The organism is Plantactinospora endophytica, assembly GCF_016862915.1.
Taxonomy (GTDB): Bacteria; Actinomycetota; Actinomycetes; order Mycobacteriales; family Micromonosporaceae; genus Plantactinospora; species Plantactinospora endophytica.
Window position 1 is genome coordinate 448,995 of the sequence record NZ_BONW01000016.1, and the last position, 26,238, is coordinate 475,232.

The window sequence follows — 26,238 nt, forward strand, 5'->3', positions numbered from 1 at the left end:
CGCCTCTGCTTAGATCGTTGCGACGATCGAGGAAGGGAACGGTACGCCGTGACGCCAGAGCTTCAGGAGCAGGAAGAACGTCTCCAGTTCGACCGATTCGACCATGACGACGCCTGGGGGCTGGGCAGTCGCCTGGTCGGGCTGGCCAGAGAGCGCGGCTACGCCGTCACCGTCGACATCCGCCTCGGTGACCAGCAGGTCTTCCACTACGCGCTGCCCGGTACCTCCGCCGACAACGACGACTGGATCGAACGCAAGATCCGGGTGGTCCGTCGGTTCGGGCACAGCTCCTACCTCGTCGGTCAGGGGTACCGGGACGCCGGCACCACCTTCGAGGAACGGCAACCGCACCTCGATCCGGCGCTGTACGCGGCGCACGGCGGCTGCTTCCCGATCATCCTGCGGGGCACCGGCCCGGTAGGTACCGTCACCGTCTCCGGCCTGCCACAACTCGAAGACCACCGCCTCGTCGTCGAGGCCCTCGGACTTCTCCTGGAGTCCAAGCGCACCGGGTAGTGACGCGATCCGACCGTGTGGCAACGGTGGTCGCGGTCACGCTCAGCGGGTGGCGGAGGCCAGGAACATCGGGACGGCGACCAGCAGCCGGCCGTCCCGGGCGCGGCGGCCCTGCTCGGCGAGCCACTGCTCGGCCTGCGCGTCACTGACGGCTCCCGCCTCGCGGGCGGCGGTGACGTGCCCGGTCAGCAGCGACAGCATCGTGGCGTCGGTGAACACTGCGGTGTGCACCTCGACCTCGACCTCCTGGAATCCCGTGTCGAGGAGCAGGGCGCGACAGGCGCGGGCGATGCGCGGGTGCGGCACGGTGTCGGCACGGGCGTGCACGATGCGGCGGGTCAGTTCGGGCAGGTCGGAGTCGATCACCACGATGTCCCAGTCCTGGCCGAGCAGCACGATCCGGCCACCGGGGGCGAGGACCCGGCGGGCCTCGGCCAGTGCGGCGTGCGGGTCGGGCAGCACGTGGTAGACCTTGTCCGCCCGGTACCCGTGTGTCTGCCCGTCCGGCAGCGGCAGGTCGGCGGCGTCCGCCTCGCGTACGTCGATGTCGGGGAACCGGGCCTGCGCGGCGGCCAGCATCGCCGGATCGAGGTCCACGCCGACGGCGCTGGCGCCCTGTCCGGTCAGTTCGGCGACCGCCCGTCCGGCGCCGCAGCCGACGTCGACCACGGTCGCGCCCGGCGCCAGCCGCAGCAACTCGTAGCTACGGGCGCGGAGCTGGGCCGCACCGGCCAGGGCGTCGGCGGCGTCGAGCAGCCGGATCAGCGTGTCGGTGTCGGTGTAGGCGGTGTGCGTCTCGGTCATGGCCCGAGTCTGCGACTTCAGGTTGACCTGAAGTCAACCCGACTGCTGTTAAGGTCAACCTGAACTGGGATGGTGGTCGGTGGAGTACACGATCGGCGAGCTGGCGGCCCGGTTCGGGCTGGCCACGCACGTGCTGCGGCCCTGGGAGGACATGGGCCTGCTCTCCCCGGCCCGACGCGTCGCCGGCCGGCGGGTCTACGGTCCGGCGCACCTGACCCGGGTGGCCGAGATCCTGCTGGGCAAGGATGCCGGTTTCAGCCTGGAGCAGTTGCGTGAACTGTTCACCGCGCCGGACCGCGACCGCCGACGTGAGGTGCTACGCGGCCAACTGGCCCAGGTACGGGAGCGGTTGGCCCGGCTGACACTGTCGCAGACGTTGCTGGAACACGGGTTGCGCTGCCGGCACGAGGACTACCAGTCGTGCCCGCGTTTCCAGGAAATGGTGCTGGCCCGGCTGGACGGGGTGGAATTGGCCGACGCCCTCGACCACCCCTGACTCCGGCGGCGCCAACGTGACGCTGCGCGAGTTCGCCCTCGGCCGGGCCGAACGCGGCGACGGGTCGTGGTGCTCGGCCTCAACCCGCGAACGCGGCGAGGCGCTGACCAGCGGTCGTGACTTCCGAAACAAAGGCGGACCAGGCGTACGGAGTAAAGGTCAGGACCGGTCCCGCCGGCTCTTTACTGTCGCGTACGGCGACGATGCCGGTCAGGTTGTCGGCGACCTCGATGCACTCGCCACCGTTGCTTCCGCTGCGAGTGCTCTTCCGCCACCGGGCGCCCGTCAGGTCAACCATGGTGAACCTCCCCGATGATCTTGTTGATCATGCGCTTCGATTGTCCCTCATCAAGTGCCAGGACAGTCAGGCTGTCCCAGATCGTCTCGTAGGCGGCTACCTCGTCGGGTCGGTCAAGATAGAGGGCGCCGGTCCAGGACTCGCTGTAGATGACGGGCGGCTCTGGGGTGTTCCGGTTGCCGGTCGGGAAGTCAAGCATGACGAAGGTTCCTGCCTCCACTCCGCGATGCAGCCCCGCAGACAGCGGTAGCACCCGGATCGAGGTGGAGGGCAGGTCGTTCACCTCGATCAGGTGGCTTAGTTGCTCGGCCATAGCGGCCCGGCTTCCTACCGTGCGTAGCAGGGCTGCCTCGTGGACGATTACCTCAAGCCTGGGCGCCGGTGGCAGTCGCCGAGTCAGCAGGGCTTGCCGTTGCAGCCGGAGTTCGACCAGGCGTTCGCGTTCCTCGTAGGTCACCTCGGACCGGTGATCATAGACAGCTCGTGCGTAGTCTCTGGTTTGCAGCAGACCCGGCACCATCGCCTCGTAGTAGAAACGCAGTCGGGAGGCGCCGGACTCCAGGCCGACGTACAGCTCGAACCACTCGGGGATGGCGTCGCCGTACGCGTGCCACCAGCCCTTGGCCTTCGTCTGGCTGGCCAGCCCGACCAGCGCGCCGACCAGGTCCGGCCGGACGTCGTAGAGCCCACACATCGCCTTGACGTCGAGCGAGCGGACGACACCGAGTCCACTTTCGATCCGCCAGACCTTCTGCCGGCTGCACTCCAGGGCGACGGCCGCCGCGTCCAGGGTCACCCCGGCCTCGGTACGGAGCTGCTTGAGGGTTCGGCCGAGCTGGCGGCGGGGCACTGTCGAACCCATGTCCTCGGTCATGTGATCACTCCCCACGGTCGATTCTGCAACATGCTGCCGCCTCCGCTGAAACATCAATCCGTTCCGTATGAATGAATTGGTGACTGACGACCATATTTCTCGCGCCTATTGATCGGCAGCGACCCGGCACAGGCTACAAGATGATCCGCGAAGATTGTCTGTCCAATCTGGATCGCGTCGTCAGTCGAGGTATCAAGATTCATGGAGACTTATGGTTCGTGGCGAGCCACAAGTCGCCAAGAATCATGAGGACTGTTCCATATTGTGGGCGCTGTCCGGGGGCGGGGCCGGGGTTGGGCATCCGGTGGACGGGGCGGCACAAACCCGGGCAAGTTCGAGGGGTTGCCGCGATGCCGTCGCTCCGATCTCGACAAGTGAACGATCCTCATGACATCGTCGGTGATCGCCACCATCCGGGGCTCCCGAAGAGACGGAGAGACCGATGTCCGTGCTCAGTTTCCTCGCCCGCCGTCGGCGTACCGCTGACCGCAGCGATCATGTCGGCCAGCGCGACCGACGGACCCGCCCGGCGGCGCGCGGCGCAGCCGACAGCGTGCCGCTCGCACCCCGCCTCCGGCCGGCGCTCACCGGCGGACTCGGGATCGTCCTGACCGTCGCACTCACCGTCGGTGCGGCGACGCCGGCCGCCGCCTGGACCGGCACCGCAGCCGGGCAACGGCTCGACATCGAGATCCTCTCCAGCCGCCCCGACCAGGTCAGCGGCGGCGACGCGCTGGTCCAGGTGACGCTCACCGGTCGGATCGACCCGCGTTCGGTCCGGGTCACCCGCAACGGCACCGACGTCACCCGGGCGTTCCAGGTCGACGGCCGCGCTCTCCGAGGCGTGGTCGACGGGCTGCGCGACGGCGCCAACCAGCTCCGGGCGAGCGCCCGGCAGGCCCGTACCGCGACCCTCGCGGTGCGCAACCATCCCGGCTCGGGGCCGGTCTTCTCCGGGCCGCGGCAGTACCCGTTCCTCTGCCGCACCGAACAGAACGGGCTCGGCGCCCCGACCGTCGACAACCAGGACGGGCAGGGCATGCGGGTACGCGGCCCGGACGGCACGGTCGTCGGCTGGAGCCGGGACTGTGCCGCCCCGACCGTCGTCGACCGGCTCTACCGGGCCGCCGACGGCACCTACAAGCCGATGCCGTCCGACGGCACCCGGCCGGCCGACCTGACCACCACCCGCACCCTCGACGGCCGGACCGTCGACTACGTCGTACGCCGCGAGCGCGGCACCATCAACCGCTTCGTCTACTCGATCGCCGTGCTGGAGGCGAACTGGAACCGGCGGGTCATCTACCGCTTCGACGGCGGCGTGGCGATCGGGCACGACCAGGGCCGACTGCCCGGCGCCCATCTCTACCACGAGGGACTCTCGCTCGGCTACGCCGTGCTCTTCTCCACCGGCACCCGCACCGCCACCCACTACAACCTGGTACTCGGCGGCGAGACCGCGCTGATGCTCAAGGAGCACTTCGTCGAGGAGTACGGCGTCCCGCTCTACACGGTCGGGGTCGGCGGCTCCGGCGGCGGCCTCCAGCAGTACGTCTACGGCCAGAACTACGGCAACCGGGTGATCGACGCGGCGATCCCGCAGTACTCCTACCCGGACATGGCGACCCAGACGATCCACGTGGGCGACTGCGAGTTGCTGGAGCACTACATGGACGTCACCGACCGGGCGAACCCGAAGTGGCGGAACTGGGAGAACCGGACCTGGCTGATCGGGATGAACGCCAGCGCGACGGTGCCGAACCCGTACCTCGGCGGCGCGCCCGGTTCCACCGAGTGCATCGAGGGCTGGCGCGGGCTGACCCCGCTGGCGTTGAACCCGCGCTGGTTCCCCGGTGACCCGCTCTGGGCCCAGATGGACCCGCCCGGCGTGGAGCGGACGGTGCAGTGGTCGCACTGGGGCGACCTGGTCAACATCTACGGCACCGGCTCGGACGGCTACGCCCGGTCCACCTGGGACAACGTCGGCGTCCAGTACGGCCTCTCGGCGCTCACCTCGGGCCGGATCACCCCGGCCGAGTTCCTGGACCTGAACGCCCGGGTCGGCTCCTGGAAGCCACAGCCGGAGATGGTGCAGGAGGGCTGCCCGTTCACTCCGACGGCGTGTGCCGACCCGGCCCAGTTCGACCCCTGGTCCGCCCGGAACATGCGACTCTCCCCGGACGGCGGCGTGACGCCGGCACCGCGTACCACCGGTGACCGGCAGGCGATCCGGGCCGCGTACGAGTCGGGGATCGTCTTCACCGGGGACATCGACATCCCCATCGTCGACTGGCGGCACTACCTCGAAGAGCAGCTCGACATGCACAACTCGCACCAGTCGTTCGCGTCTCGGCAGCGGATGCGCGACCACGACCGGAATGCCGGCAACCAGGTCATCTGGTTCACCGACGCCCGCCCGGCCGAGGCGTTCGACCAGACCCCGGAGGCGCTGGCGGTGATCGACGACTGGATGGCGAATCTGCGTACCCGGCCGTGGCGGGGTGTGCAGGGCAACAAGCCGGCACTCGCCGTGGACCGCTGTTTCCGGACCGACGGTACGGAGATTGCCCGGGGCGAGCACGTCTGGGACGGCATCCTCGACAGCCGTCCCGACGGCGCCTGCACCCGGGAGTTCCCGCTCTACGGCACGTCGCGCACGGTCGCCGGGGGTCCGATCGAGGGCGGCGTCTACGCCTGCGACCGGCAGCCGGTCCGATCGGCGATCGCCCGGGGCCTCTACGGCGAGTGGCGACCGACCGACGCCGAGCGGCGGCGCCTCGAAAAAGTTTTCCCGACCGGAGTCTGCGACTACCGCTGACCGACCCCGCCCCCGACCTCGACCCCGACCCCGACGCCGACCCCGACCGGCGCCCGGCCGTCCGAACTCCCGGACGGCCGGGCACCGGGTGCACCGGCTCGGCCGGGCGGTGTGGCCGGGCCGGCGCACCCCGGCGGCACGATCACATTGACCGGCCTCGACCGGTGGTTTGACCGGGGCCACGCCGCCGCGCGTCGCGCCGTCCGTACCGAAATCGGTGGATTCCGCTGGATCGGGCGCTCCGCACGCGGTATGGGCTATACGGTGGAAAGCGTTCTGGCCGAGTGGCCAGGTTGGTGCGGCTATCGGTTGACCAGTCATCGATAACGCAGTCGGCCCTCGAAGAGCAGTCACATATCTGGATGCCGAGTCGTCGGCAATGCAAGCGTTGAGTCGGCAATCCAACCAATTGACATTGCCGGCCAATTTCGCCGTGTCCCGAGCGCCGTCTTCCGGTTGGACCTACCGACATTCCACTGTCCCGGTCCTGGTCAACGGCTGCGGTTGGCTGGGTCGTCGGGCGCGTCTCAGAAGGAGCGATGACAGTGCGCGGATCGGCGGGCGCGGATGAAGTCCTGATTTTTGAACGTCGGGAATCGGCGGTGCGGAGCTACTGCCGTCGATTCGACTCCGTATTCGACACGGCGGAGGGAAGCGTGGTGCGGGACGTGTCCGGCCGTGAGTATCTCGACTTCGTCGCCGGCGCGGGCTCGCTGAACTACGGACATAACGACCCCGACATGCGGGACGCCCTGATCTCCCATCTGGAACAGCGGGGGATGTCACACAGCCTGGACCTGTCCAGTTCGAGCAAGAGCGCGTTCCTCCGGGCGTTCGAGTCGCTCGTACTGCTGCCCCGGGACCTCGACTACCGGGTGCAGTTCACCGGTCCGACCGGAGCGAACGCGGTCGAGGCGGCCCTCAAGCTCGCCCGGAAGGTCACCGGGCGGACCAACGTCGTCGCCTTCACCAACGGCTTCCACGGCGTCTCGCTGGGAGCGCTGGCGGCGACCGGGAACCGGCACCACCGGGGCGGCCCACAGATCCCGCTGCCCGGGGTGACCCGGATGCCGTACGACGGTTACCAGGGTGCCGGCGTCGACACCGCCGACCTGCTGGCGCGGATGTTGCAGGACCCGTCCAGCGGGCTGGACGCGCCGGCCGCGATCCTGTTGGAGACCGTGCAGGGTGAGGGCGGCCTGAACGTCGCCTCGGCGGGTTGGCTGCGGCGGATCGCCGAGCTGGCCCGGAGCAGCGGTGCGTTGCTGGTGGTCGACGACATCCAGGCAGGCTGCGGGCGTACCGGATCGTTCTTCAGCTTCGAGCCGTACGGGATCGTCCCGGACCTGGTCGTGCTGTCGAAGTCGATCTCCGGGTACGGCCTGCCGATGGCCCTGCTGCTGATCCGGCCCGAGTTCGACGTCTGGCAGCCCGGCGAGCACAACGGCACGTTCCGGGGCAACGTCCACGCCTTCGTCACCGCCCAGGTGGCGCTGACCAAGTTCTGGTCCGATCCCACCTTCACCGACGAGGTGGCCCGCCGCGCCGACCTGCTCGCCGTCCGGCTGGCCGAGGTGGCCGACGTGGTACCCGACGCGGTGGTGAAGGGGCGCGGGATGATGCGCGGCGTCGACGTCGGCTCGGAGGAACTCGCCTCGGCCATCAGCCGGCGCTGCTTCGGCAACGGCCTGATGCTGGAGACCGCCGGCTCGCACGACCAGGTGGTCAAGGTGATGGCGCCGCTGACCACCTCCGACGAGCTGCTCAACAGGGGCATGGACATCCTGCTGGCGGCGGCCCAGTCCGTCGGTACCGGACAGTCCGTCGGGGCGAGGCGCTCCGTCGGACCGGCGCGGGACGTCCTGGGCGCCTCCGGCCTGGTGCCCGCGTGACCGGGCAGGCTCCGGTGGCGCCGAGCCTGGCGCCACCGGTGGTCCCGCGCACTCCGGTGCAGGCCACCCGCTCCGGCGCCGGCCTGGTGCTGACCGCCGAGGGCGTCGACAACCGGGTCCGCTGGCGGCCGGGTGAGCGCCTGCACCACCTGTTCGAGCAGCGCTGCGACCGGTTCGCCGCCGAGGGCGACCCGGGACACCTGGCCGTCGACGACGGCGAACGCCGGCTGACCTTCGCCGAACTGGATGCCCGGGCGAACCAGTTCGCCCGGCTGCTGCTGGCCCGGGGAGTGGCGCCGGGAGACCGGGTCGGACTGCTGCTCGACCGGTCCGCCTTCGCCTATCTGGCCATCCTCGCCGTTTCCAAGATCCATGCGGTGTACGTGCCGGTCGACGCCAACTTCCCGGCCGACCGGATCGCCTTCGTGGTCGCCGACGCCGAGGTCCGGACGATCGTCACGCTGTCGACGTTGGCCGACCGGCTCGACGGCATCGACGGCACGGTGATCCGGATCGACACCGACCCCGAGTTCGACCGGCAGGCCACCGCCCGGATCGACCCGGCCGACCTGCCGGCGTCCTCGGACGAGGACGAACTGGCCTACCTGATCTACACCTCCGGCAGCACCGGCCGGCCCAAGGGCGTCGCGATCGACCAGGCGAACATCTGCAACTTCGTCCGGGTCGCCGTCGAGGTCTACGGACTGCGCGAGGACGATCGGGTCTACCAGGGGATGACGATCGCCTTCGACTTCTCGGTCGAGGAGATCTGGGTGCCGCTGGTCTCCGGCGCGACGCTGGTACCGAGTACCGCGCCGGGGGCGTTGGTCGGCAGCGACCTGGCCGGCTTCCTGGCCCGGCACCGGGTCACCGCGCTCTGCTGCGTACCGACGCTGCTGGCCACGATCGAGGAGGAGTTGCCGAGGCTGCGGTTCGTGCTGGTCTCCGGTGAGGCGTGCCCGGCGCACCTGGTGAACCGGTGGCACCGGCCGGGACGCGTCCTGCTCAACGTCTACGGGCCGACCGAGACGTCGGTGACCGCCACCTGGACCCGGCTGGAGCCGGACCGGCCGGTGACGATCGGAGTGCCGCTGCCGACGTACTCGGTGGTGATCCTGGACCCGGACGACCGGATCCTGCCGGCGGGGCGGACCGGGGAGATCGGCGTCGCCGGGATCGGCCTCTCCCCGGGGTACGTCAACCGGCCCGACCTGACCGCCCGGGCCTTCATCCCCGACCGGACCGGGATCCCGAACAATCCGTCGGGGCGGATCTACCGGACCGGGGACCTCGGCCGGATCACCGACGACGGGCAGATCGAGTATCTGGGGCGGATCGACAGCCAGGTCAAGGTGCGTGGGTACCGGATCGAGCTGACCGAGATCGAGTCGGTGCTGCTGCGGCTGCCGGAGGTGGCCCAGGCGGCGGTCACCACGTACCAGCCGGAGCCCGGCGTCGTCGAACTCGCCGCCTTCTACACCCGGCGGCCCGGTGCGGCGGCGCTGGACCACACGGCGGCGCTGGCGGCGCTGCGGACCCGGCTGCCCAGCTACATGGTCCCGGCCTACCTGGAGGAGTTGCCGGAGCTGCCGACCCTGCCCAGCGACAAGGTGGACCGCAAGCGGCTGCCGGAGCCGTCCGGGCCGCGCGCGCTGCCGACGACACCGGTGGTCGCCCCGGTCGGCCCCACCGAGTCGGCGTTGGCGGAGGTTCTCGCCGAGCTGCTGCGGGTGGACCGGGTGTCGGTCCGGGACGACTTCTTCACCGACCTGGGCGCCGACTCGCTGGTGATGTCCCGGTACTGCACCCGGCTGCGGGAACGGCTCGGTGCCGACGTCCCGATCAAGGACGTGTACCTGAACCCGACCGTCCGTGCCCTGGCCACGGTGGTCGGCGGCGAGGCGGCGGAGACACCGGCCGAACCGCCGCACCCGACGCCCCGCACCCCCAGCAACCTCGAGTGGTACGGCTGTGCGGTGGTGCAGACCCTGTTCGGCCTGGGGTACATCCTGCTGCTCGCCCTGGTGGCGCTCACCGGCTACAACTTCATCACCGACGGGGCCGGCGCGGTCGACACCGTGCTGCGCTCGATGACCTTCGGGATGGGCTGGTTCGTCGTGCTGTCGGTGCTGCCGGTCGCGGTGAAATGGCTGCTGGTCGGGCGATGGCGGGCCGAGACCTTCCCGATCTGGGGCCTGCGCTATCTCCGGTTCTGGGTCGTCAAACGGATGGTCCGGGCCAACCCGCTGGTGCTCTTCGCCGGCTCGCCGGTCTACAACCTCTACCTGCGCGCACTGGGCGTGAAGGTCGGCCGGGGGGCGCTGGTGCTGTCCCGGTCGGTGCCGGTCTGCACCGACCTGGTGGAGATCGGTGCCGGGGCGGTGGTCGGGAAGAGCGTGACCGTACTCGGCTACCGCGCCGAAGCCGGCTGGATCACCACCGGCCCGGTCCGGATCGGCCGCGACGTCCACATCGGCGAGGCGAGTGTGCTCGACATCGACACCGTACTCGGCGACGGGTCGCAACTCGGGCACGTCTCGTCGCCCCGGTCCGGGCAGGTCGTACCGGCCGGTGCGGTCTGGCACGGCTCGCCGGCCGTACCCGGCGGGAGCGGGAACCCGGAGGCGGAGCCCCGACGCTGCTCGGGAGTGCGCCGGGGCGCCTACGGGGCGTACCAGCTCCTCAGCCGGGTGCTGCTGGACACCCAGTTGATGGTGGTCTTCGTCGCGGTGGCCTTCGCGCTGGACGTCAGCACGGTTTCCGGGTCGGTGCTGATGTTCGTCGGCGGCCTGCTGCTCGGCCTGCTGCTGGTCCTCGTCGTGCCGAGGGTGGCCAGTCTGTTCCTGGCCGCCGACCGGTCGTACCCGCTCTACGGCTGGCGCTGGATGTGCTACCAGACCGTCTCCCGGTTCAGCAACGTGACGTCCTTCAACATGCTCTTCGGGGACAGTTCCTACATCGTCGGCTACCTCCGGGCGATCGGCTGGCGGTTCCGGCAGGTGCGGCAGACCGGCTCGAACTTCGGCTGCGGGCAGAAGCACGACACCCCGTTCCTCTGCGAGGTGCACGGCGGGGTGCTGGTCTCCGACGGGCTCTCCATGGGCAACGCCCGGTACTCCGCCAGCTCGTTCGCGCTGTCCCGGGTGACCATCGGCGCGGAGAACTTCCTCGGCAACCGGATCGTCTTCCCGGCCGAGGCGCGGCTGGGCGACAACTGTCTGCTGGCGACGAAGGTGATGGTGCCGATCGACGGCCCGGTCCGGTCCGACGTCGGGCTGCTCGGCTCGCCGCCGTTCGAGATCCCCCGCTCGGTACGCCGGGACGCCGGGTTCGACGACCTGAAGACCGGCGAGGAGTTCCGTCGCCGGCTGTCCCGGAAAAACCGGTCGAACCTGTTCACGATGGGCTGTTACCTGCTCAGCAACTGGCTGATCTTCTACCTCTCGATCCAGATCGTGGTACGGGTCGAGGGGATCCACGACGGCCACCGGCCGAACCTCTACACGTTCAGCGCCGGGATCGTGGTGGCCCTGCTACTGATGATCAGCTATTCGGTGCTGCTGGACTGGCTCTGCCTCGGCTTCCGCCGGCTCCGGCCGCTCTGCTGCTCGATCTACGACCCCAGGTACTGGCGGCACGAGCGCTACTGGAAGCTCGCCGGAGTCGGGCACCTCGGCCTGTTCAACGGCACACCGCTCAAGCCGGTGCTGATGCGCCTGCACGGCATCCGCGTCGGCCGCCGGGTCTTCGACGACGGCTGCGGCATGCCGGAGCGCACTCTGGTGGAAATCGGTGACCACTGCACCCTGAGCGAGGGGTCGACGCTGCACTCGCACTCGCTGGAGGACGGGACGTTCAAGATGGACCGGATCCGGCTCGGTAGCGGCTGCACGGTCGGCGTCGGTGCGCTGGTGCACTACGGCGTCGAGGTGGCCGACGGGGTGGTGGTGGCGCCCGACTCGTTCGTGATGAAGGGCAGCAGCCCGCCGGCCGGCACGGTCTGGCGGGGCAACCCGGCCCGCCAGGTCCAGGCGGTGGAGTAGTCCGGGGTACCGACCCTCGACCGGCCACGGTGGCGTCCACCGTGGCCGGTCGTTCGTCTTCCGGTGCTGGTCGAAGCGTGTTGACAGTCGATACCTAACGGTTAAGCTCTAACCGTTATGTATCGGCGGAACGGTCCCGCGTTCGCGGGTGCTCGGCCCCGCCGCCAGGGGAGGGACGATCCATGACCGAACAAGCCGTCCGGCCGGCCGCGACAGTCGCGCCGCCGGGCGTACCCGGAAGGAGCCCGACCGACGACGGCGGGCGCGCCGCGCTCGCCCCGATCGCCTGGCGTCCGCTCGGCGTCGTCGCCGGGCTGGTCGCCGCGCTGCTGCTGACGACCAACAGCGGCTACGGCTACCACCGCGACGAGCTCTACTTCCTGATGCTCCGACCGGACTGGGGCTACCGGGACCAGCCGCCGCTCACCCCGGCGATCGCCCGGCTGGCCGACACCCTCTTCGGCGGTTCGCTCTGGGGCCTGCGGGTGCCGGCCACCCTCTTCGTGCTGGCGGCCCTGCTGCTGGCCGCCCTGCTCGCCCGCGAACTCGGCGGCGGCGCGCTGGCGCAGACGCTCGCCGCGCTCGGCCTCGGCACCGGCGCGGCCACCCTGATCTTCGGGCACGTGCTGCTGACCGCCGGCCCCGACCTGGTGGTCTGGCTCGGCATCGTGCTCTGCGCCGCCCGGGCCCTGCTGCGCGACCAGCCGCGCTGGTGGCTGGCGGCCGGGGCGGTGCTCGGGGTCGGGCTCTACAACAAACTGCTCGTCGTACTGCTGCTGGTCGGCCTCGGCGCCGGCCTGCTCGCCGTCGGCCCGCGCCGGGTACTGGCCAGTCGCTGGCTCTGGGCCGGTGTGGCGCTCGCCCTGGTCGTCGGCGCGCCGAACCTCGTCTACCAGTTCACCCACGAACTGCCCCAGGCAGACATGGCCGGCGCGATCGCCGACAACAAGGGCGCCGAGTCCCGGAGCACCTTCGTGCCCTTCCAACTCCTGCTGATCGGGCCACCACTGGCGGCGGTCTGGCTCGCCGGCCTGGTCGGGCTGCTGCGCCGCCGGCCGTGGCGACCGGTACGCGCACTCGCCGTCGCGTACCTGACGGTCTGCGTACTGGTGCTGGTCAGCGGTGGTCAGCCGTACTACACGTACGGGCTGCTCGGCGCGCTCTTCGCCGCCGGCTGCGTACTGCTGGAGGGGTGGCTCGGGCGGGGGCGTCGGCGGCTCCGGGCCACCCTGACCGGTACGGCGTTCCTGGCCAACGTGCTGGCGAGTGCGGTGATCGCCCTGCCGCTGCTGCCGGTCGGGATGCTCGGCGACTCCCCGGTGCCCGGGATCAACGTCACCGCGGCGGACTCGGTCGGCTGGCCCCGCTACGTCGACCAGGTGGTCCGGGCGTACGACGAACTGCCGCCCGCCGACCGGGCCGCGGCGGTGGTGCTGACGGCCAACTACGGCGAGGCCGGTGCGCTCACCCGGCTCGGCGCCGACCGGCTCCCGGCCATCTACAGTGGACACAATGAGCTGGGTTACTACGGCCCGCCACCGGAGTCGGCAACGGTGCTGGTCGGAGTCGGAATAGGCGAGCCCGACGAACTCGTGCGGTACTTCGGCGGTTGCCGGCTCGCCGCACGACTGGACAACGGCGTCGGCGTCGACAACGAGGAACAGGGCGTACCCGTCGTGGTGTGCCACCAGCGCCGACTGTCCTGGGCCGAGATGTGGCCCCGCATCCGGCACTTCGACTGACCGTGGGCACGGCCCCGATGGCTCGGGACACTACCCGGGCGACGGTTCTGGTTTGATACGGCGGTAGCGGTGCGGATGCCACCGCACCGCCACCTTGCCGGTCGTTTGCCGCAAAGTCGTACCGTCCACATGGCAACCAGACAGCGGCAGGTCGCGTCTTGTCAGTTGTCGGTCCGGGATTGGGTCAGTGAGGGGTGCCGGTGCGAAGGCGACTACTGCTGCGTTCGTGCGTGCTCGTGATGGTCGCCGCCGCCGGTGCGGGTTGCAGCGCGTCGGATCCGGCGACGCAGACACCCGGTCTCGCTGCCCGGGACACCACCCTGACCACGACGAAGCCGACCCGGCAGGACCTCGACAACCGGTTGAGCCTGGTCGGGAGGGTCACCATCAACCCGGTCTTCGGGGTGGTCGCCCCGGTCGCCGGGCAGGTCCGCTACCGCGACGTCGACGTGCCGGAGAGCACCCCGACGAAGCCGACCCGGGTGGCCAGCATCTGGGCCAAGGGCAAGTCGCACCGCGTCGACGTACCGGCCGGTGCCGTCTTCGCCGGGCGACTCGTCGACGACCGGTCGAACGTCACCGTCGGGATGCCGGTGGTGTCGGCCAAGCGGATCGGGTACGGGCTGGTCGCCGAGATCGACGGCGCGCAGGCGTACCAGATCTCGGACTCGCTGGCGACCGTGCGGGCCCAGATCAAGAACGGGCCGGGGCCGTTCGCCTGCAAGGTCCTCGGCACCATCGCCGCGTTGCCGGCCGGGACGATCCCCGACCCGCCGGCCCCGGAGCCGTCGACCAACCCGTCCGCCGACCCGGCGGCGCAGGTCGCACCGGTCGGCCCGCCACCGGACCAGCGGCAGCCCGTCACGCCGTCGGAGCCGACCGGGATGCGTCTGGTCTGCACGGCCCCGTCGAGCGTCAAACTGATCAACGGTGCCACCGCCACCCTCGAGGTGGTGACCGCTCGGGCCGAGAAGGCGCTGGTGCTTCCGGTGGAGGCGGTCGCCGGCCGGCAGGGCAGCGGCAAGGTGGACGTGGTCGGCCCGGACGGCAGCCGGGAGACCCGGGACGTGGTCCTCGGACTCAGCGACGGCAAGGTCGTGCAGATCAAGTCCGGGCTGACCGGAGACGAGACGGTCGCCCTACCGGGGCCGAACCTGCCGCCCGGAAAACCGGCCGAGCCGGGACAGCCCGGTGGGCCCGCCGACCCGATGGGCGGGAAATGACGGCACTGCTGGAACTGCACGGCATCACCAAGACGTTGAAGGGACAGCGCACGCCCCGGACGATCCTCGACGGCGTCGACCTGACCGTCGAGCCGGGCGAGAGCGTGGCGATCCTCGGCCGGTCCGGCTCCGGCAAGAGCACCCTGCTCAGCCTGATCGGCCTCTTCGACCGTCCGGACGGCGGCCGGTACCTGCTCGGCGGCCGGGACATCACCCGGCTCTCCGAACGCCGGGCGGCGGCGCTGCGCAGCGCCGAGTTCGGCTTCGTCTTCCAACGGTTCTTCCTGCTCAAGCACCTCACCGCCGCGCAGAACGTGGCGATGGCGCTGGTCAACGGGCAGGGCTGGCTGCCCCGCCGCAAGCGCCGGGCCCGCACCATGGCGGCGCTCGACCAGGTCGGCATCGCCCACCTGGCAAAACACCGTCCGGCCCGGCTCTCCGGCGGCGAGCAGCAACGGGTGGCGGTGGCCCGGGCCCTGGTCCGGGAACCACGCCTGCTGCTCGCCGACGAGCCGACCGGCGCGCTGGACACCGAGACCGGAAACCTGGTGATCGAGGTGATGCGTGCGGCCACCGACCGGGGCTGCGGACTGATCCTGGTCACCCACGACCGGGACCACGCCAACAAGATGCAACGCGTGCTGCGGCTCACCGACGGGCTGCTCCAGCCGGTGGACGCCACTCCGGACGAGGCGTGGGCGCCGGCATCCGCGCCGGCCGGTGCCGTCGGATTCGAGGGGGACACCGAGTTGTCCGAAGGCGGTGCCGTCACCTCCGACGGCGACAGCGTTCCGACCACGATCGACACCGTTCCCGCTGCGAGCGGCAACGGTCCGCCGCGAAGTGCGGCCGTCCCGTCCGGGGGCGGTCCGCAGGCGAGCGTGGCCGCCCCGTCCGGCGGCGGAGCGGTTGCCGAGCCGGACGAGGTCGTCCGGTGATGCGGCTCTCCGGGCGGTTCCGGTCCGCGCTGATCATCGGTGTCCAGGGCATCCGGGCCCGCAAGATGCGTACCTTCCTGTCGATGGTCAGCCTCTTCCTCGGGGTACTCGCCGTGGTGGTGGTGCAGGCCGGGGCCGAGACCCTCGAACAGGCCCGGCTCGCCGACCTCGAACTCCAGGTGGGCAAGGACGGCACCCGACAGGCGTACCTGCCGGGGAGCGGGAACAGCGTCCAGGTCAGCAACGACACTCTGCTCGGCCGTACGGACGGCGTCGCGATCGCCACCCGCCAGGCGATCGTGGGCGAGCCGGGAGTCGCACCGCTCAACCCGGGCGGCGCCCCGTTCGACCAGCCCGGCGGGTACGGGCCGGGCAGCGGCGGGATGTACTGCGACCAGTACGGCTGCCGGCCGATGCCGCCGCCCGACGGCACCGAGGTGCCCGTACCCGGTCAGGCGATCGAACTGAGCCTGAGTTCGCTGACCGGTGACATCCGCCGGTTCAAACCCTTCCGGCGGGTCTCCGGAGAGTGGCTGGACTTCACCTCGGCGCCGTCCCTGGCCCCCCGACTGGTGCTCAACCTGGCGGCGGCGAAGGGCTTCAACCAGCACCAGGTGCCGGCCCGGCTACGGTTCGACGGGGCGACCGCCAACCCGACGCCGCAGATCATCGGCGTGGTCGACGACGGCATCCCGCATCCGACGGCGTACTCCCGGGCCGACGAACTCGCGAACTGGACGCCCCCGGCGGCCGGCACCGGCGACTACGGTCCGGGACTCCAGGTGATGATGGCCCCGGCGGCGGGCGAACTGGAGCGGTTGCTGGTGCTGCGGCTCGTCGCGACCGGAATACCGGAGGGCGAGATCCGGTTCGAGACGATCCAGGCCCGCAAGGACATCGCCCGGGACCTGGCGCTGATCCGCTGGATCTTCCTCGGGATGGCGAGTCTGGTCCTGCTGATCGGGGTCGCCGGAATCCTCAACGTCGGGCTGGCCACCGTGGGGGAGCGGGTCGAGGAGTTCGCGCTGCGCCGAGCGGTCGGCACCTCCCGGATGCTGCTGGCCGGAATCGTCCTCGCCGAGACCCTGCTGACCGGGCTGCTCACCGCCGCCGCCGCGATCGCGGTGTCGGCACTCGGGCTGAGCGCGGCCGGCAGCCTCTTCGCCGGCCAGGCGCCGTTCCTGGTGGACATGGTCTTCCCCTGGCGGGCGGGGGTCGCCGGTGTCATCGCCGGCCTGGTGGCCGGACTGCTCGGCGGTCTCATCCCGGCGATCCGGGCCGCCCGGATCCCGATCGCCACCGTCATGCGGGCCTGACCACTCCCCGCTACCAGACGAGGCCGCCACCGCCTGGCGTACGCCGATCCCGAAGCGGCCCTGCGCAACCGTTAGTCCGCTTCTTGTCCGCTCTCGCCCGGTTGCGACCCGTATCCGTGCGCTTCCGCCCCGGGGCGGACGGTCCGCCAACTGTCTACCCGACAGGGGCTCGACCGGGGAAGGAGAGATTCCTTCTCGCTCGGCGGCATGTCCGGCGCCCGGCCGGGAACGGCACACCCGCCGGTACCGGCCCAGCCCGGTCGACCGGCAGGACGACCCGTCGGCGAGGGTGGTGGGGATGAGCGCGAAGAAGCGACCGGTGGACCAGGACGCGGGTGCCCAACTCGGGCCGACCGGGCGACCGGACGGCGGTCCGACAGGGCCGGACGGGGCGAACCGTGGCCCGCAGTCGGTCCAGCCGTGGGGGACCACCGGCGGCACCGAGGACCGGGACGCGCCCTGGGGCGAGGCCGGGAACTCGCCGCTGGACGAGGGGAGCGAGGAGACCGGCCTCCCGCCCGCCCGCCGTGGTGAACGGCGTGCCGACGAGCAGCAGTCCCAACCGTGGACGCCCGGCGCGGGCAAGCACGGGTTCGGTCCGGTCGAGCCGACCCGTACCCCGGAAGCGGGCCCGGGTGGAGCGCCGTCGGACCCGGGTCCGGGCCGCCGGTTGTTCCCCGACGACACGGCGCTCGACGACCTCCGGAACAATCCGCTGGAGGAGGAGACAGGCATGCACTCCGAAGGTGTCAGCCGGCACGAGTAACGCCCCCGGCGCCGCGATCCGCCCCGGTTGCCGGAGGATCAGGGCGTCGAGGTGGGCTCGGCGAGGGTCAGGGCCCGGCTGGGGCAGAGGTGCACCGCCTCGCGTACCCGGTCGATCGTCTCCTCGTCCTCCGGAGCGCCGTCGATGACGACCACCGTGCCGTCGTCGTCGCTCTGGTCGAACACGGCGGGCTCGGTGAGCACGCACTGGCCGGCCCCGACACAGCGGTCCAGGTCCGCCGTTATCCGCATCGCGTCTCCTACCAGGTGACCGGAAGGGAGTGCAGGCCGTAGACGTCGGAGTCGTCCTTGAAGGACAGCTCGTCGGCCGTCACGGCCAGCCTGAGTTCCGGGATTCGGCCGAAGAGGGTGTCGAAGACGATCTGGAGTTCGACCCGGGCAAGGTTCTGGCCCAGGCACTGGTGGGCGCCGAAGCCGAACGCGACGTGGTGCCGGGCGGCACGCCCGATGTCGAAGGTGTCGCCGTCGGTGAACGCGGCCGGGTCGCGGTTCGCCACGTTGGCGAGGGTGATGACGCCCTCGCCGGCCCGGATCAGCACCCCGCCGAGCTCGACGTCCGCCACGGCGATCCGGGAGGTGACGTACTCGGCGATCGTGAAGTATCGCAGCAGTTCCTCGACGACCTGTGGCGTGACCGTCGGATCGGCCTTCAGCCCTGCCAGCGCCTCCGGCCGCTCCAGCAGCGTCATCGTGCCGAGGGAGATCATGTTTCCGGTGGTCTCGTGCCCGGCGAGCAGCAGCAGGAAGCCGAGTCCCGCCAGTTCCTCCTGATCGGCCCCCTTGGCCAACTGCCGGCTCAGCAGGTCCTCGGCCGGGTTCTTCGCCTTCTCCGCGATCAGTGTGGCCATGTATTCGCGGATGTCGTTGGCCGCCGCGAATCGTTCCTGCGGCGGGACCGAGCGGAGCAGCAGCCTGGCCGAGCGGTCCTGGAAGAAGTCGTGCTCGGCGTACGGCACGCCGAGCAGTTCACAGATGACCAGCGACGGCACCGGCAGGGCCAACGCCGATACGAGGTCGGCCGGGCGCGGTCCGGCGAGCATGGCGTCGACGCGCTCGTCCACGATCTGCTGGATCCGGGGGCGTAGCGCGTTCATCTGCTTGATGGTGAACTCGCCGACGACGGCACGCCGGGCCGCACCGTGCTCCGGTGGGTCGAGGCCGATCAGCGTCGGCCGTTCCGTGGCCCGGCGCGGCGGTCCGGGCGTCTGCAACGGGTAGCCCTCGCGTCGCCGGTCGGAACTGAACCGAGGGTCGGTGAGCATGGTACGGATGTCGTCGAGGCGGCTCAGCGCCCAGGCCGACGAGCCGTCCGGGAGCCTCACCCGGGTCACCCGCTCCTGCCGTTGCAGTGCGACGTGCTCTGCCGGCGGCGCGTACGGGCAGGTGCGCTTCAGGGGAAGGGTCGGAGAAGCGGTCATCGTGCCATCTCCCATCGCGAAGGATGACTAAGCAGACGAAGGTCTCCCAACCGGCAAGCGTACCGTGGTGGTGGCATACGACCGTCCACTTTGGCCAGTGCTGGAGCGGCCGGGTCAACTGGCCGGCGGATCGGCCGGGCCGGGGATGGTGAGGATGATGTTGCCGTACTTGCCGCGATCCAGGTGACGGTGCGCCTCGGCGATCCGCTCCAGCGGATAGCGGTCGGCGATGACCGGCCGGATCCGACCGGCCGTCGCGAGTTCGGTGACGAGGGCGAGGTCACGACCCTTCTCCGCCGGCTTCCGCAGCCCGGTGAACGCGATGACGGCCTTCCGGCGACCGAACGCCGCCGTCCAGGGCATCTGGAACAGGATCGCCGCCGACGGCACGGTGCTGAGATAGATCCCATCCGGGTTGAGCACCCGCCGGCAGCGGCCGAACGAACTCTTCCCGGCGGCGTCGAAGACGACGTCGTAGGTCTGACCGGCGCGGGTGAAGTCGTCCGTGGTGTGGTCGAGGACGGTGTCCGCGCCGAGGCTTCGGACCAGGTCGAGGTTGGCGGTGCCGCACACCCCGGTGACCCGCGCGCCGAAGTGCTTGGCGAGTTGCACGGCGGCGCTGCCGACACTGCCGGAGGCGCCGTTCACCAGGATCGTCTGGCCGGCGCCCAGCCTGGCCTTGTCGCGCAGGAACGCCAGCGCCGTCCCGTCGGCGAGGGCGACGACCTCGGCGAAGTCCAGATCGGCCGGCTTGGCGGCGAGGGCGGCGTCCTGGTGCACCCGGACGTACTCGGCGTGTGCGCCGAAGTCGGGCCCGGTGACGCCGACGACCTCGTCGCCGACCCGCAGCCGGGTCACGGCCGGCCCGACCGCCTCGACCACGCCGGCAAACTCGGATCCCAGCACCGGCCACTTCGGGCGGCGCAGGCCGAAGAAGAGTCGGGAGAATGCGGGCGAGCCGCGCCGGGCGGTGGCGTCGGTGACGCTGACGGTCGCGGCGTGTACCCGGATCAACACGTCCTCGGCGTCGGGGGTGGGTGTCGGGACGTCCTCGACCCGGACGACCTCGGCCGGACCGAACGTGCGGTAGACGGCGGCTCTCATGGCTGCACACCTCCGGGGTTGGGGTACTGGAACACGTCGTCGAGCGGTACCCCGAAGACGTGGGCGATCTGGAAGGCCATCTCGAGCGAGGGGCTGTAACGCCCCTGCTCGATCGCGATGATCGTCTGGCGGGTCACCCCGATCCGCTCGGCGAGCTGCGCCTGGGTCATCTCGCCGGTGGCGAACCGGAGGGCGCGGATCGAGTTGGTGACCCTGGTTGGTTTGACCACGGCTAGAGACCCCTGCGGTAGGCGACGAGCTTGACCACCGAGCCGACCACCGAGGAGGCGACGAACCCGAGGTAGAGCAGGTTCGCGATCCAGAAGTGGTCGGCCTCGAACAGGGCCAGGCCGAGCGCCGCCAGCGCGCTGGCCACCAGCAGTTGCTGGCCGATGCGCTCACCGAGTCGGTGGATCTCCCGGTCCCGGACGTCGCCGGAGTGGCTCTCGCTCGGCCGGGCGATCTCCACCGCGATGCGGGCGACGATCGACACGACGATCGAGATGCCGATGGTCAGCAGCAGCGTCGACACGTAGTGCACGTCGGAGACGGGTGTGCCGGCCAGTCGACCCAGCACGACCGCGAGGTAGCCGAGGTAGACCGCGACGGCGACCACCAGGGCGACCCAGGTGCCCTTTTCCTCGTACGACATTGGCGTCACCTTCGAGAGGTAAAGAATTCTTGACATGTAGAGAGTAAAGAACCCCAGACACCGTGTCAAGTTTTCTAGACATGGCGACGGTGTCTCCGTCGTCGATGCCGGACATCGACTTTGGTCCACCGGAAATCGCCCAAGGACGGCTACCCGCAGGGCACCCGACCCGGAACCGTGGTCGGTGCGGCCACGCCGTGCCCCCGCCCCCGCCCCAAGCCGGCAGGTCCGGCAACGAGGAGCCCAGATATGCCCGACGAGCAAGCAGTTCCGGCCACCGGCGCCCCGGCGGTACCACCCGCCTCGGCGGAACCGGCCGCCCCGGACCCGCCGCCTACTCCGGCTGGTCTGGAGGCGGAACTCCCCGGCGCGGGACCGGATTGTCCCGCGAGGTCGTCCCGGTGGCGCCGGATCGGGCCGGTCGTCGCGCTCTGGCTGCTCGCCCCGTGGGCCGCCGAATGCTCCTGGGGCGGCTTCACCGTCGACGACTACCTGATGGTCGTGGTCTTCCTTGGCCCGCTGTACGGCGGGGCCGCGCTGCTGATCCGGGAGACCGCCCGGCGGACCGGTGGCGGATGGCCGGCGATGGTGCTGCTCGGCGCGGCGTTCGGGATGGTCCAGGCCGGCCTGGTCGACCAGTCGCTGTTCAACGACGCCTTCCTCGACGACACCGAGTTCGCCGAGGCGGCCGCCTCCGCCCGGGCGACGATGCTGCCCGGCCTCGACTTCAGCGCCCAACAGGCACTCTCGTACCTCAGCGGCCACGTCGTGCTGAGCATCTGCGTCCCGATCGCGATCGTCGAGTCGTTCGTTCGACGGGACCGGCGGCACCAACCGTGGCTGGGACCGGTCGGCCTGGTCGTGACGGGCATCCTCTACCTGCTCGGCAGCCTCCTGATCTTCTCCGACGACAGTGGCCGGAAGGACTTCCTGGCCAGTCCACTCCAGTTGTCGTTCGCGGCGTCGACCGTGCTCGTCCTGGTGGGCGCCGCTCTGCTGCCCCGATGGCGGCGACGGCGCCGGGCGCTGGCCGTCCGGGCGCCGCATCCGGTCTGGGCCGGGCTGGTGGTGCTCGGCGCCCGGCTGGCCGTCGACGTCTCGCCCACCTGGTTCGGCGTGGCGCTGGGCGTCGTGGCCAGTGCGCTGGCCGGAGTACTGATCGTGAGGTGGTCCCGGCGTACCGGCTGGGGCCAGCGGCACGTACTGGCCGCCTGGGGGGTCGGGCTGGTCGTGGCGGCGGTCGGGGCGTACCTGTCGCCGAGTTACGTCGCCGCCTCACCGACCGCGGCGCTGGTCGGCGACGTGACGGTCAGCCTGCTCACGCTGGCGTTGCTCGGCGGGGCGTTCTGGCGGCTGCGCACCGAACGTCCCGAACCGGCGACCTCGCAGCCCGCCGGGGTCGCGCCGCAGTCCGGTCCGGCGGCATCGCAGTCGGTCGGAGTGCCGCCGCAGTCCGGCCCGGCGGAGCCCCGGTCCGGTGGGCTGACACCACGGTCCGACCCGGCGGCACCGCGCTCCGGTGACGGGTCAGCGCGGTAGGGGCCGGTTGGTGTAGACGGTGATCCCGTAGCCCGTGCCGGTGACGGGTCAGCGCGATAGGGGCCGGTTGGTGTAGATGGTGATCCCGTAGCCCGTGCCGTGCCGGATCCAGCCGGCGGCGTCGTAGAAGTCGGTGGTGCCGGCGACCGTCGGGACGGTCAGCAGCCACGCCGGTCGGTCGGCGGTCAGCTCGGCCAGCAGCCGCCGACCGAGCCCCGCCCGCCGAGCGACTGGATGAACGGCCAGTTCGGCGACCTCCAGCCAGTCGGAGAGCGTCTCGACGGCCGGCCCGAGAAGTCGACGTACCTGCCCGTAGGCGCGGTCGGCGGGGAACGGGGCGGGGGTGGGCAGGCCGAGCGCGAAGCCGGTGACCGGGGCACCGTCGGCGCCGGTCCCCCTGCCTGCGGCGTCGGTCTCCCTGCCTGCGTCGTCGGCCAGTACGGCGACGAAGCCCGGTTGCCGGGCCCACCCGTCGAGCAACTCGGCGAACCGGACGGCTCGTGCGGGGGAGTCGTCCCACGGCGGCGCGCAGAACACCGCCGTGTACGTCTCGACCAGCCGGTCGCGTACCGCGGGCACCTCCGCCCCGCCGAGCCGGCGCAGCACGGGTACGCCTCCGGCCAGGTCCCGTCCGGTCACGCGGCCGGCCGATGGGCCCGGACCAGGGTGTCGATCGCCTCGCGGTCGGTGCCGGCGACCTGGCGGCGTACCCGCTCGGCCCGGTCCACCCACAGCCCCGGCAGCCGGTCGACGATGCCCTCCGGGGTGTACAGCACGGCCGGGTCCTGCGGCCCGCCGACGCCGTGCCGGAGGTTCTCCGCGTCGTGCCCGACCACCAGCAGCACCCCACCCGGGGTGAGCGCCCGGCGGGCCCGCTCCAGCACGGTGTCGAGCTGCTCGGGCGGCAGTTGCAGGTACGCCATCAGCACCAGGTCGAACCAACCCGGCTCCGGTGCGTGGTCCAGCAGGTCCGCCACCATCCAGGTCACCCCGACCCCTGCCGACTCGGCCAGCCGGCGCCCCTTGTCGATGGCGACGGCGGAGAAGTCGACGGCGGTGACCCGCCAGCCCCGGTCCGCCAGCCAGATGGCGTTGCGGCCCTCACCGGCGGCGAGGTCGATGGCCCGGCCCGGTGGCAGGTCGGCCAGCTCGTCGTGCACGAACAGGTTCGGCGTGGCGCTCCAGAGCAGCTCTGCCGCGGCGTAGCGGCGGTCCCAGTCCGAGGCGTCCACGATCCGGCAGCCTACCGGCCGGTGCTGCCGGCGTCCGGCCAGACCGCCGGATCGGATCTTCGGGCGGTCCGGCGGGCGTCCTCGCTCGGCCCGAGCATCCGCCCCCGCCAGCAGCGCGATGGCGGCAGGGGATCCACCGGCATTCGTGCGACCGCGAACGAAACGTTCGATGCCGAAGATCGGAAGAAGGTTTACAGCTTTGAAAAGCTTCGATAGCTTAGGCATAACTTTCGGTTCGGCGGCCAAAAGTTGCCAGGAGACGGGCCAGGCGAGGGCGCAACGGGCGCCCCGACCCCTCGCCAGCCGGCTCGACCTCGGGATGACCACCGTGGCACCAGCGAGGTGATCAGTTTCCGCAGCACCCGGATGCCGAACGACGCCGCCGCTGCCCAGGACGGCGATCCCGGCCCCCGCGTCCGTCGTTGAACGGACCTGCTGTCGAGACGGATTCGCTGTTCAGAAGGGATCGGAACGATGGGTAAGCACAGCATCGACCGCCGGGCGTTCCTGCGCGGGCTGGCCGGCACCACCGTCGCGGTCGGCGCCGCGACCCTGACCGAGGCACCGGCGCTGGCCGCCGGCGACGGCCGGGGTGGCGGGGGACGGCTCATCCCGAAGGGGCGGACCGGCATCCAGCTCTACAGTGTGCGGGACAAGATCGCGGAGTACGGCTTCGCCCGGGTGTTCGAAGAGCTGTCCCGGATCGGCTACCGCGAGGTCGAGTTCGCCGGCTACACCCAGGGCAGCGTGGGCGCCATCACCCCGCAGCAGATCCGGCGGCTGCTCGACTGCAACGGCCTGCGCGCCTCCGGCAGCCACCGGGGACTCGGCGACTTCCGGACCAACCTCGACCAGGAGTTGGACATCGCCCGCACCCTCGGCATGCGCTACCTCGGCACCGCCCAGGCACCGACCGAGGACCGCACTGTGGACGGTTACCGGGCCGCCGCCGAGGAGTTCAACGGCTGGGGCGAGCGGGCTGCCCGCCGAGGCATCACGATCTACCAGCACAACCACACCATCGAGTTCAGCTTCGCCACCGACCAGCCGGCCGTACGCCTTTACGACGTCTTCCTGGAGCACACCGACCCGCGACTGGTCGCGCTGGAGATGGACATCCTCTGGGCGTACGGCGGGGCGCGGAAGTATCCCGGGTTCCGGCCGGTCGACTACGTCAACGCCCACCCGCACCGTTATCCGCTGTTCCACGTCAAGGACGGGGTGCCGCTGCCCGACCCGCAGCAGGGCAACTCCTACGCCGACGTGGAGTTCGGTCTCGGCGAGATCCCGTTCGCCGAGTTCTTCGGCGCGCTGCGCGGGCACGGCCGGCACGGGTACCTCTGGGAGCAGGACACCGCGCCGAACGTACAGCCGAATCCGCCCGGCTCGATCGGCGCGGCCGAGCGCAGCTACCGACGCATGGGTGAGCTGCGCAGACGTCGGTGAACGACCCGGCGCGAGCGGGACGAGTCGCGCCGCTCCCGGAGTCCCACGCCGGTATGTCACGCTGACCGGGCTCGTCCCGACCGGCGCAACGGCGCGGTCGTCGAGGGCGGCTAGGCCGTCGAGGGCGAGGGCGTCAAGGGCGGTGATGGCGGTGAGGGTGGACTCTCACCGCCATCGCGGTCCGTCGTGACCGGCAGGTACGCGTAGACGTCGCCGGAGCGGCCCAGCGGCCGGAACCGGTCGAGCAGCCGTACCAGGTCGGCGGCGCCGAGCCAACGGCGGCTCGCGAACCGCATGGTCTCGACGGGCGAGTAGTTGTAGCGGTAGCCGCCGGCCGGCGAGCCGAGCCGGTCCACGACGTCGAGTACCCCCAGCGTGGCGTCGTGCGCGGACGGGACGTACTCGAAGGAGAGTGCGGTCAGCGGCCGACTGAGCCCGGCGAGCACGTGCGCCTCGAAACCCTCGACGTCGATCTTGCAGAACGCCGGTACGCCGTAGGCCGCGATCAGTCGGTCGAGGGTGGTCACCTCCACCTCCACCGCGCGATCCCATCTCACCTGCGCGAAACTGCGGTCCGTCGCCACGGACCGGATCCAGTCGGCCGACATCGTGGAGACCGTCGGGGTGGCGGTGGAGAGCGCCAGCGTCGCCCGTCCCGGCCGGGCGCCGAGCGCCGCCGGCACGATGGTGACGCTCCGGTCCCGCCGGAACGCCCAGCGCAGGATGCGCAGGCAGTCCGGCTGCGGCTCGACGGCGATCACCTGTGCGCCGAGGCGCCGCCAGGTGCGTACCCGACTACCCACGTGCGCCCCGATGTCGAAGCCCACGTCTCCGGGACGCAGGAACTGTCCGTAGAGCCGTGCGGCCCGGCGCTGTGCGCCCGGTCGGCAGTGGTAGATCAGCAGGGACCGGGCGATGCCTCGGGCCCGGGTGAACATGGATTCACGCTAACAGCGCTGCTCACCCGGCACTTCGGGTTCCGAGTTCGCGGCCTCCGACAGGCGCGGCAGTCAGTGATCCTATGCTGCCGAGAAAGCCTCCAGCGAGTTCCGGGCGGCGCGGGGCGGCGCTCCGCGACCCCGGAACCAGGTGTGGTCGACC

Annotated in this window: 24 protein-coding genes; 13 read left to right on the top strand and 11 right to left on the bottom strand. The window is 71.1% G+C overall.

Features of this window, described 5'->3' with window-relative positions; translation table 11 throughout:
• The first annotated feature begins 48 nt into the window (after nt 1–48).
• On the top strand, nt 49–516 hold the full coding sequence (locus Pen02_RS17835) for a heme-degrading domain-containing protein (protein ID WP_239140899.1): 468 nt from the start codon (nt 49–51) through the stop codon (nt 514–516).
• Nucleotides 517–558: 42 nt separating this feature from the next.
• Here the strand turns inward: Pen02_RS17835 and Pen02_RS17840 are convergent, their stop codons facing one another.
• Nucleotides 559–1,320: a methyltransferase domain-containing protein gene (locus Pen02_RS17840; RefSeq protein WP_203867171.1), complete on the bottom strand. Its 762-nt coding sequence runs from the start codon at nt 1,318–1,320 to the stop codon at nt 559–561.
• Between the two features lie 79 nt (nt 1,321–1,399).
• Between Pen02_RS17840 and Pen02_RS17845 the strand changes: the two genes are divergently transcribed.
• Nucleotides 1,400–1,816 carry a MerR family transcriptional regulator gene (locus Pen02_RS17845; protein WP_203867172.1) on the top strand — a complete coding sequence of 139 codons (417 nt, stop codon included), beginning with the start codon at nt 1,400–1,402 and terminating at the stop codon, nt 1,814–1,816.
• Nucleotides 1,817–1,895: 79 nt separating this feature from the next.
• On the opposite strand, the gene Pen02_RS17850 is transcribed toward Pen02_RS17845, so the two are convergent.
• A complete protein-coding gene (locus Pen02_RS17850; RefSeq protein WP_203867173.1) occupies nt 1,896–2,114 on the bottom strand; it encodes a DUF397 domain-containing protein in 219 nt (72 codons plus the stop codon).
• Complete coding sequence (locus Pen02_RS17855) at nt 2,107–2,988, bottom strand: helix-turn-helix domain-containing protein (protein ID WP_203867174.1); 882 nt, start codon at nt 2,986–2,988, stop codon at nt 2,107–2,109. The genes Pen02_RS17850 and Pen02_RS17855 overlap by 8 nt, the downstream gene beginning before the upstream one ends.
• A gap of 442 nt (nt 2,989–3,430) precedes the next feature.
• Here Pen02_RS17855 and Pen02_RS17860 point away from each other — a divergent pair, with 442 nt between their 5' ends.
• The 8 genes from Pen02_RS17860 to Pen02_RS17895 all read left to right on the top strand — a co-directional run bounded on the left by Pen02_RS17860 (nt 3,431) and on the right by Pen02_RS17895 (nt 17,726).
• Entirely contained in the window at nt 3,431–5,806 is a 2,376-nt protein-coding gene (locus Pen02_RS17860) for a DUF6351 family protein (protein ID WP_203867175.1), read from the top strand.
• A gap of 539 nt (nt 5,807–6,345) precedes the next feature.
• Nucleotides 6,346–7,698 carry a diaminobutyrate--2-oxoglutarate transaminase gene (gene ectB, locus Pen02_RS17865; protein WP_203867176.1) on the top strand — a complete coding sequence of 451 codons (1,353 nt, stop codon included), beginning with the start codon at nt 6,346–6,348 and terminating at the stop codon, nt 7,696–7,698.
• Nucleotides 7,695–11,741 (top strand): Pls/PosA family non-ribosomal peptide synthetase, encoded by a 4,047-nt coding sequence (locus Pen02_RS17870; RefSeq protein WP_203867177.1) that lies wholly within the window; start codon nt 7,695–7,697, stop codon nt 11,739–11,741. The genes ectB and Pen02_RS17870 overlap by 4 nt, the downstream gene beginning before the upstream one ends.
• A gap of 182 nt (nt 11,742–11,923) precedes the next feature.
• Complete coding sequence (locus tag Pen02_RS17875) at nt 11,924–13,483, top strand: glycosyltransferase family 39 protein (protein WP_203867178.1); 1,560 nt, start codon at nt 11,924–11,926, stop codon at nt 13,481–13,483.
• A gap of 200 nt (nt 13,484–13,683) precedes the next feature.
• Nucleotides 13,684–14,706, top strand: a complete 1,023-nt coding sequence (locus Pen02_RS17880) for an efflux RND transporter periplasmic adaptor subunit (protein WP_203867179.1) — start codon at nt 13,684–13,686, stop codon at nt 14,704–14,706.
• A complete protein-coding gene (locus Pen02_RS17885) occupies nt 14,703–15,644 on the top strand; it encodes an ABC transporter ATP-binding protein (protein ID WP_203867180.1) in 942 nt (313 codons plus the stop codon). Before Pen02_RS17880 ends, Pen02_RS17885 begins: the two co-directional genes overlap by 4 nt.
• Entirely contained in the window at nt 15,644–16,960 is a 1,317-nt protein-coding gene (locus tag Pen02_RS17890; protein ID WP_239140932.1) for an ABC transporter permease, read from the top strand. The genes Pen02_RS17885 and Pen02_RS17890 overlap by 1 nt, the downstream gene beginning before the upstream one ends.
• A 298-nt stretch (nt 16,961–17,258) precedes the next feature.
• Nucleotides 17,259–17,726 carry a hypothetical protein gene (locus Pen02_RS17895; protein WP_239140900.1) on the top strand — a complete coding sequence of 156 codons (468 nt, stop codon included), beginning with the start codon at nt 17,259–17,261 and terminating at the stop codon, nt 17,724–17,726.
• A 38-nt stretch (nt 17,727–17,764) separates the two neighbouring features.
• Here the strand turns inward: Pen02_RS17895 and Pen02_RS17900 are convergent, their stop codons facing one another.
• The 5 genes from Pen02_RS17900 to Pen02_RS17920 all read right to left on the bottom strand — a co-directional run bounded on the left by Pen02_RS17900 (nt 17,765) and on the right by Pen02_RS17920 (nt 20,920).
• A complete protein-coding gene (locus Pen02_RS17900; protein WP_203867182.1) occupies nt 17,765–17,977 on the bottom strand; it encodes a ferredoxin in 213 nt (70 codons plus the stop codon).
• 8 nt (nt 17,978–17,985) lie between these two features.
• Nucleotides 17,986–19,164 carry a cytochrome P450 gene (locus Pen02_RS17905; protein ID WP_203867183.1) on the bottom strand — a complete coding sequence of 393 codons (1,179 nt, stop codon included), beginning with the start codon at nt 19,162–19,164 and terminating at the stop codon, nt 17,986–17,988.
• Between the two features lie 114 nt (nt 19,165–19,278).
• Nucleotides 19,279–20,268, bottom strand: a complete 990-nt coding sequence (locus tag Pen02_RS17910; RefSeq protein WP_203867184.1) for an NAD(P)-dependent alcohol dehydrogenase — start codon at nt 20,266–20,268, stop codon at nt 19,279–19,281.
• On the bottom strand, nt 20,265–20,498 hold the full coding sequence (locus tag Pen02_RS17915) for a helix-turn-helix transcriptional regulator (RefSeq protein WP_203867185.1): 234 nt from the start codon (nt 20,496–20,498) through the stop codon (nt 20,265–20,267). The genes Pen02_RS17910 and Pen02_RS17915 overlap by 4 nt, the downstream gene beginning before the upstream one ends.
• Before the next feature lie 2 nt (nt 20,499–20,500).
• Nucleotides 20,501–20,920, bottom strand: coding sequence for a hypothetical protein (locus Pen02_RS17920; RefSeq protein ID WP_203867186.1), 420 nt, complete (start codon nt 20,918–20,920; stop codon nt 20,501–20,503).
• A 249-nt stretch (nt 20,921–21,169) separates the two neighbouring features.
• Between Pen02_RS17920 and Pen02_RS17925 the strand changes: the two genes are divergently transcribed.
• Complete coding sequence (locus Pen02_RS17925) at nt 21,170–22,459, top strand: hypothetical protein (RefSeq protein WP_203867187.1); 1,290 nt, start codon at nt 21,170–21,172, stop codon at nt 22,457–22,459.
• A 48-nt stretch (nt 22,460–22,507) separates the two neighbouring features.
• On the opposite strand, the gene Pen02_RS17930 is transcribed toward Pen02_RS17925, so the two are convergent.
• Both Pen02_RS17930 and Pen02_RS42575 read right to left on the bottom strand, forming a co-directional pair.
• Nucleotides 22,508–23,098 carry an N-acetyltransferase gene (locus Pen02_RS17930; protein WP_203867188.1) on the bottom strand — a complete coding sequence of 197 codons (591 nt, stop codon included), beginning with the start codon at nt 23,096–23,098 and terminating at the stop codon, nt 22,508–22,510.
• The gene (locus Pen02_RS42575) at nt 23,095–23,691 is read right to left on the bottom strand and encodes a class I SAM-dependent methyltransferase (protein WP_203867189.1); all 597 of its coding nucleotides are present in this window, start codon (nt 23,689–23,691) and stop codon (nt 23,095–23,097) included. The genes Pen02_RS17930 and Pen02_RS42575 overlap by 4 nt, the downstream gene beginning before the upstream one ends.
• A gap of 21 nt (nt 23,692–23,712) precedes the next feature.
• Between Pen02_RS42575 and Pen02_RS17940 the strand changes: the two genes are divergently transcribed.
• Both Pen02_RS17940 and Pen02_RS17945 read left to right on the top strand, forming a co-directional pair.
• The gene (locus Pen02_RS17940) at nt 23,713–23,907 is read left to right on the top strand and encodes a hypothetical protein (protein ID WP_203867190.1); all 195 of its coding nucleotides are present in this window, start codon (nt 23,713–23,715) and stop codon (nt 23,905–23,907) included.
• A 258-nt stretch (nt 23,908–24,165) separates the two neighbouring features.
• On the top strand, nt 24,166–25,137 hold the full coding sequence (locus tag Pen02_RS17945) for a sugar phosphate isomerase/epimerase family protein (protein ID WP_203867191.1): 972 nt from the start codon (nt 24,166–24,168) through the stop codon (nt 25,135–25,137).
• Nucleotides 25,138–25,247: 110 nt separating this feature from the next.
• On the opposite strand, the gene Pen02_RS17950 is transcribed toward Pen02_RS17945, so the two are convergent.
• On the bottom strand, nt 25,248–26,075 hold the full coding sequence (locus Pen02_RS17950) for an FkbM family methyltransferase (RefSeq protein WP_203867192.1): 828 nt from the start codon (nt 26,073–26,075) through the stop codon (nt 25,248–25,250).
• Nucleotides 26,076–26,238 lie beyond the last annotated feature (163 nt).

Coding starts and splice junctions, on each gene's coding strand:
- Pen02_RS17895 (WP_239140900.1), top strand. CDS start 17,259: ATGAGCGCGAAGAAGCGACCGGTGGACCAGGACGCGGGTGCCCAACTC.
- Pen02_RS17925 (WP_203867187.1), top strand. CDS start 21,170: ATGCCCGACGAGCAAGCAGTTCCGGCCACCGGCGCCCCGGCGGTACCA.
- Pen02_RS17950 (WP_203867192.1), bottom strand. CDS start 26,075: ATGTTCACCCGGGCCCGAGGCATCGCCCGGTCCCTGCTGATCTACCAC.
- ectB (WP_203867176.1), top strand. CDS start 6,346: ATGACAGTGCGCGGATCGGCGGGCGCGGATGAAGTCCTGATTTTTGAA.
- Pen02_RS17860 (WP_203867175.1), top strand. CDS start 3,431: ATGTCCGTGCTCAGTTTCCTCGCCCGCCGTCGGCGTACCGCTGACCGC.
- Pen02_RS17850 (WP_203867173.1), bottom strand. CDS start 2,114: ATGGTTGACCTGACGGGCGCCCGGTGGCGGAAGAGCACTCGCAGCGGA.
- Pen02_RS17885 (WP_203867180.1), top strand. CDS start 14,703: ATGACGGCACTGCTGGAACTGCACGGCATCACCAAGACGTTGAAGGGA.
- Pen02_RS17840 (WP_203867171.1), bottom strand. CDS start 1,320: ATGACCGAGACGCACACCGCCTACACCGACACCGACACGCTGATCCGG.
- Pen02_RS17900 (WP_203867182.1), bottom strand. CDS start 17,977: ATGCGGATAACGGCGGACCTGGACCGCTGTGTCGGGGCCGGCCAGTGC.
- Pen02_RS17920 (WP_203867186.1), bottom strand. CDS start 20,920: ATGTCGTACGAGGAAAAGGGCACCTGGGTCGCCCTGGTGGTCGCCGTC.
- Pen02_RS17855 (WP_203867174.1), bottom strand. CDS start 2,988: ATGACCGAGGACATGGGTTCGACAGTGCCCCGCCGCCAGCTCGGCCGA.
- Pen02_RS17945 (WP_203867191.1), top strand. CDS start 24,166: ATGGGTAAGCACAGCATCGACCGCCGGGCGTTCCTGCGCGGGCTGGCC.
- Pen02_RS17875 (WP_203867178.1), top strand. CDS start 11,924: ATGACCGAACAAGCCGTCCGGCCGGCCGCGACAGTCGCGCCGCCGGGC.
- Pen02_RS17905 (WP_203867183.1), bottom strand. CDS start 19,164: ATGACCGCTTCTCCGACCCTTCCCCTGAAGCGCACCTGCCCGTACGCG.
- Pen02_RS17910 (WP_203867184.1), bottom strand. CDS start 20,268: ATGAGAGCCGCCGTCTACCGCACGTTCGGTCCGGCCGAGGTCGTCCGG.
- Pen02_RS17890 (WP_239140932.1), top strand. CDS start 15,644: ATGCGGCTCTCCGGGCGGTTCCGGTCCGCGCTGATCATCGGTGTCCAG.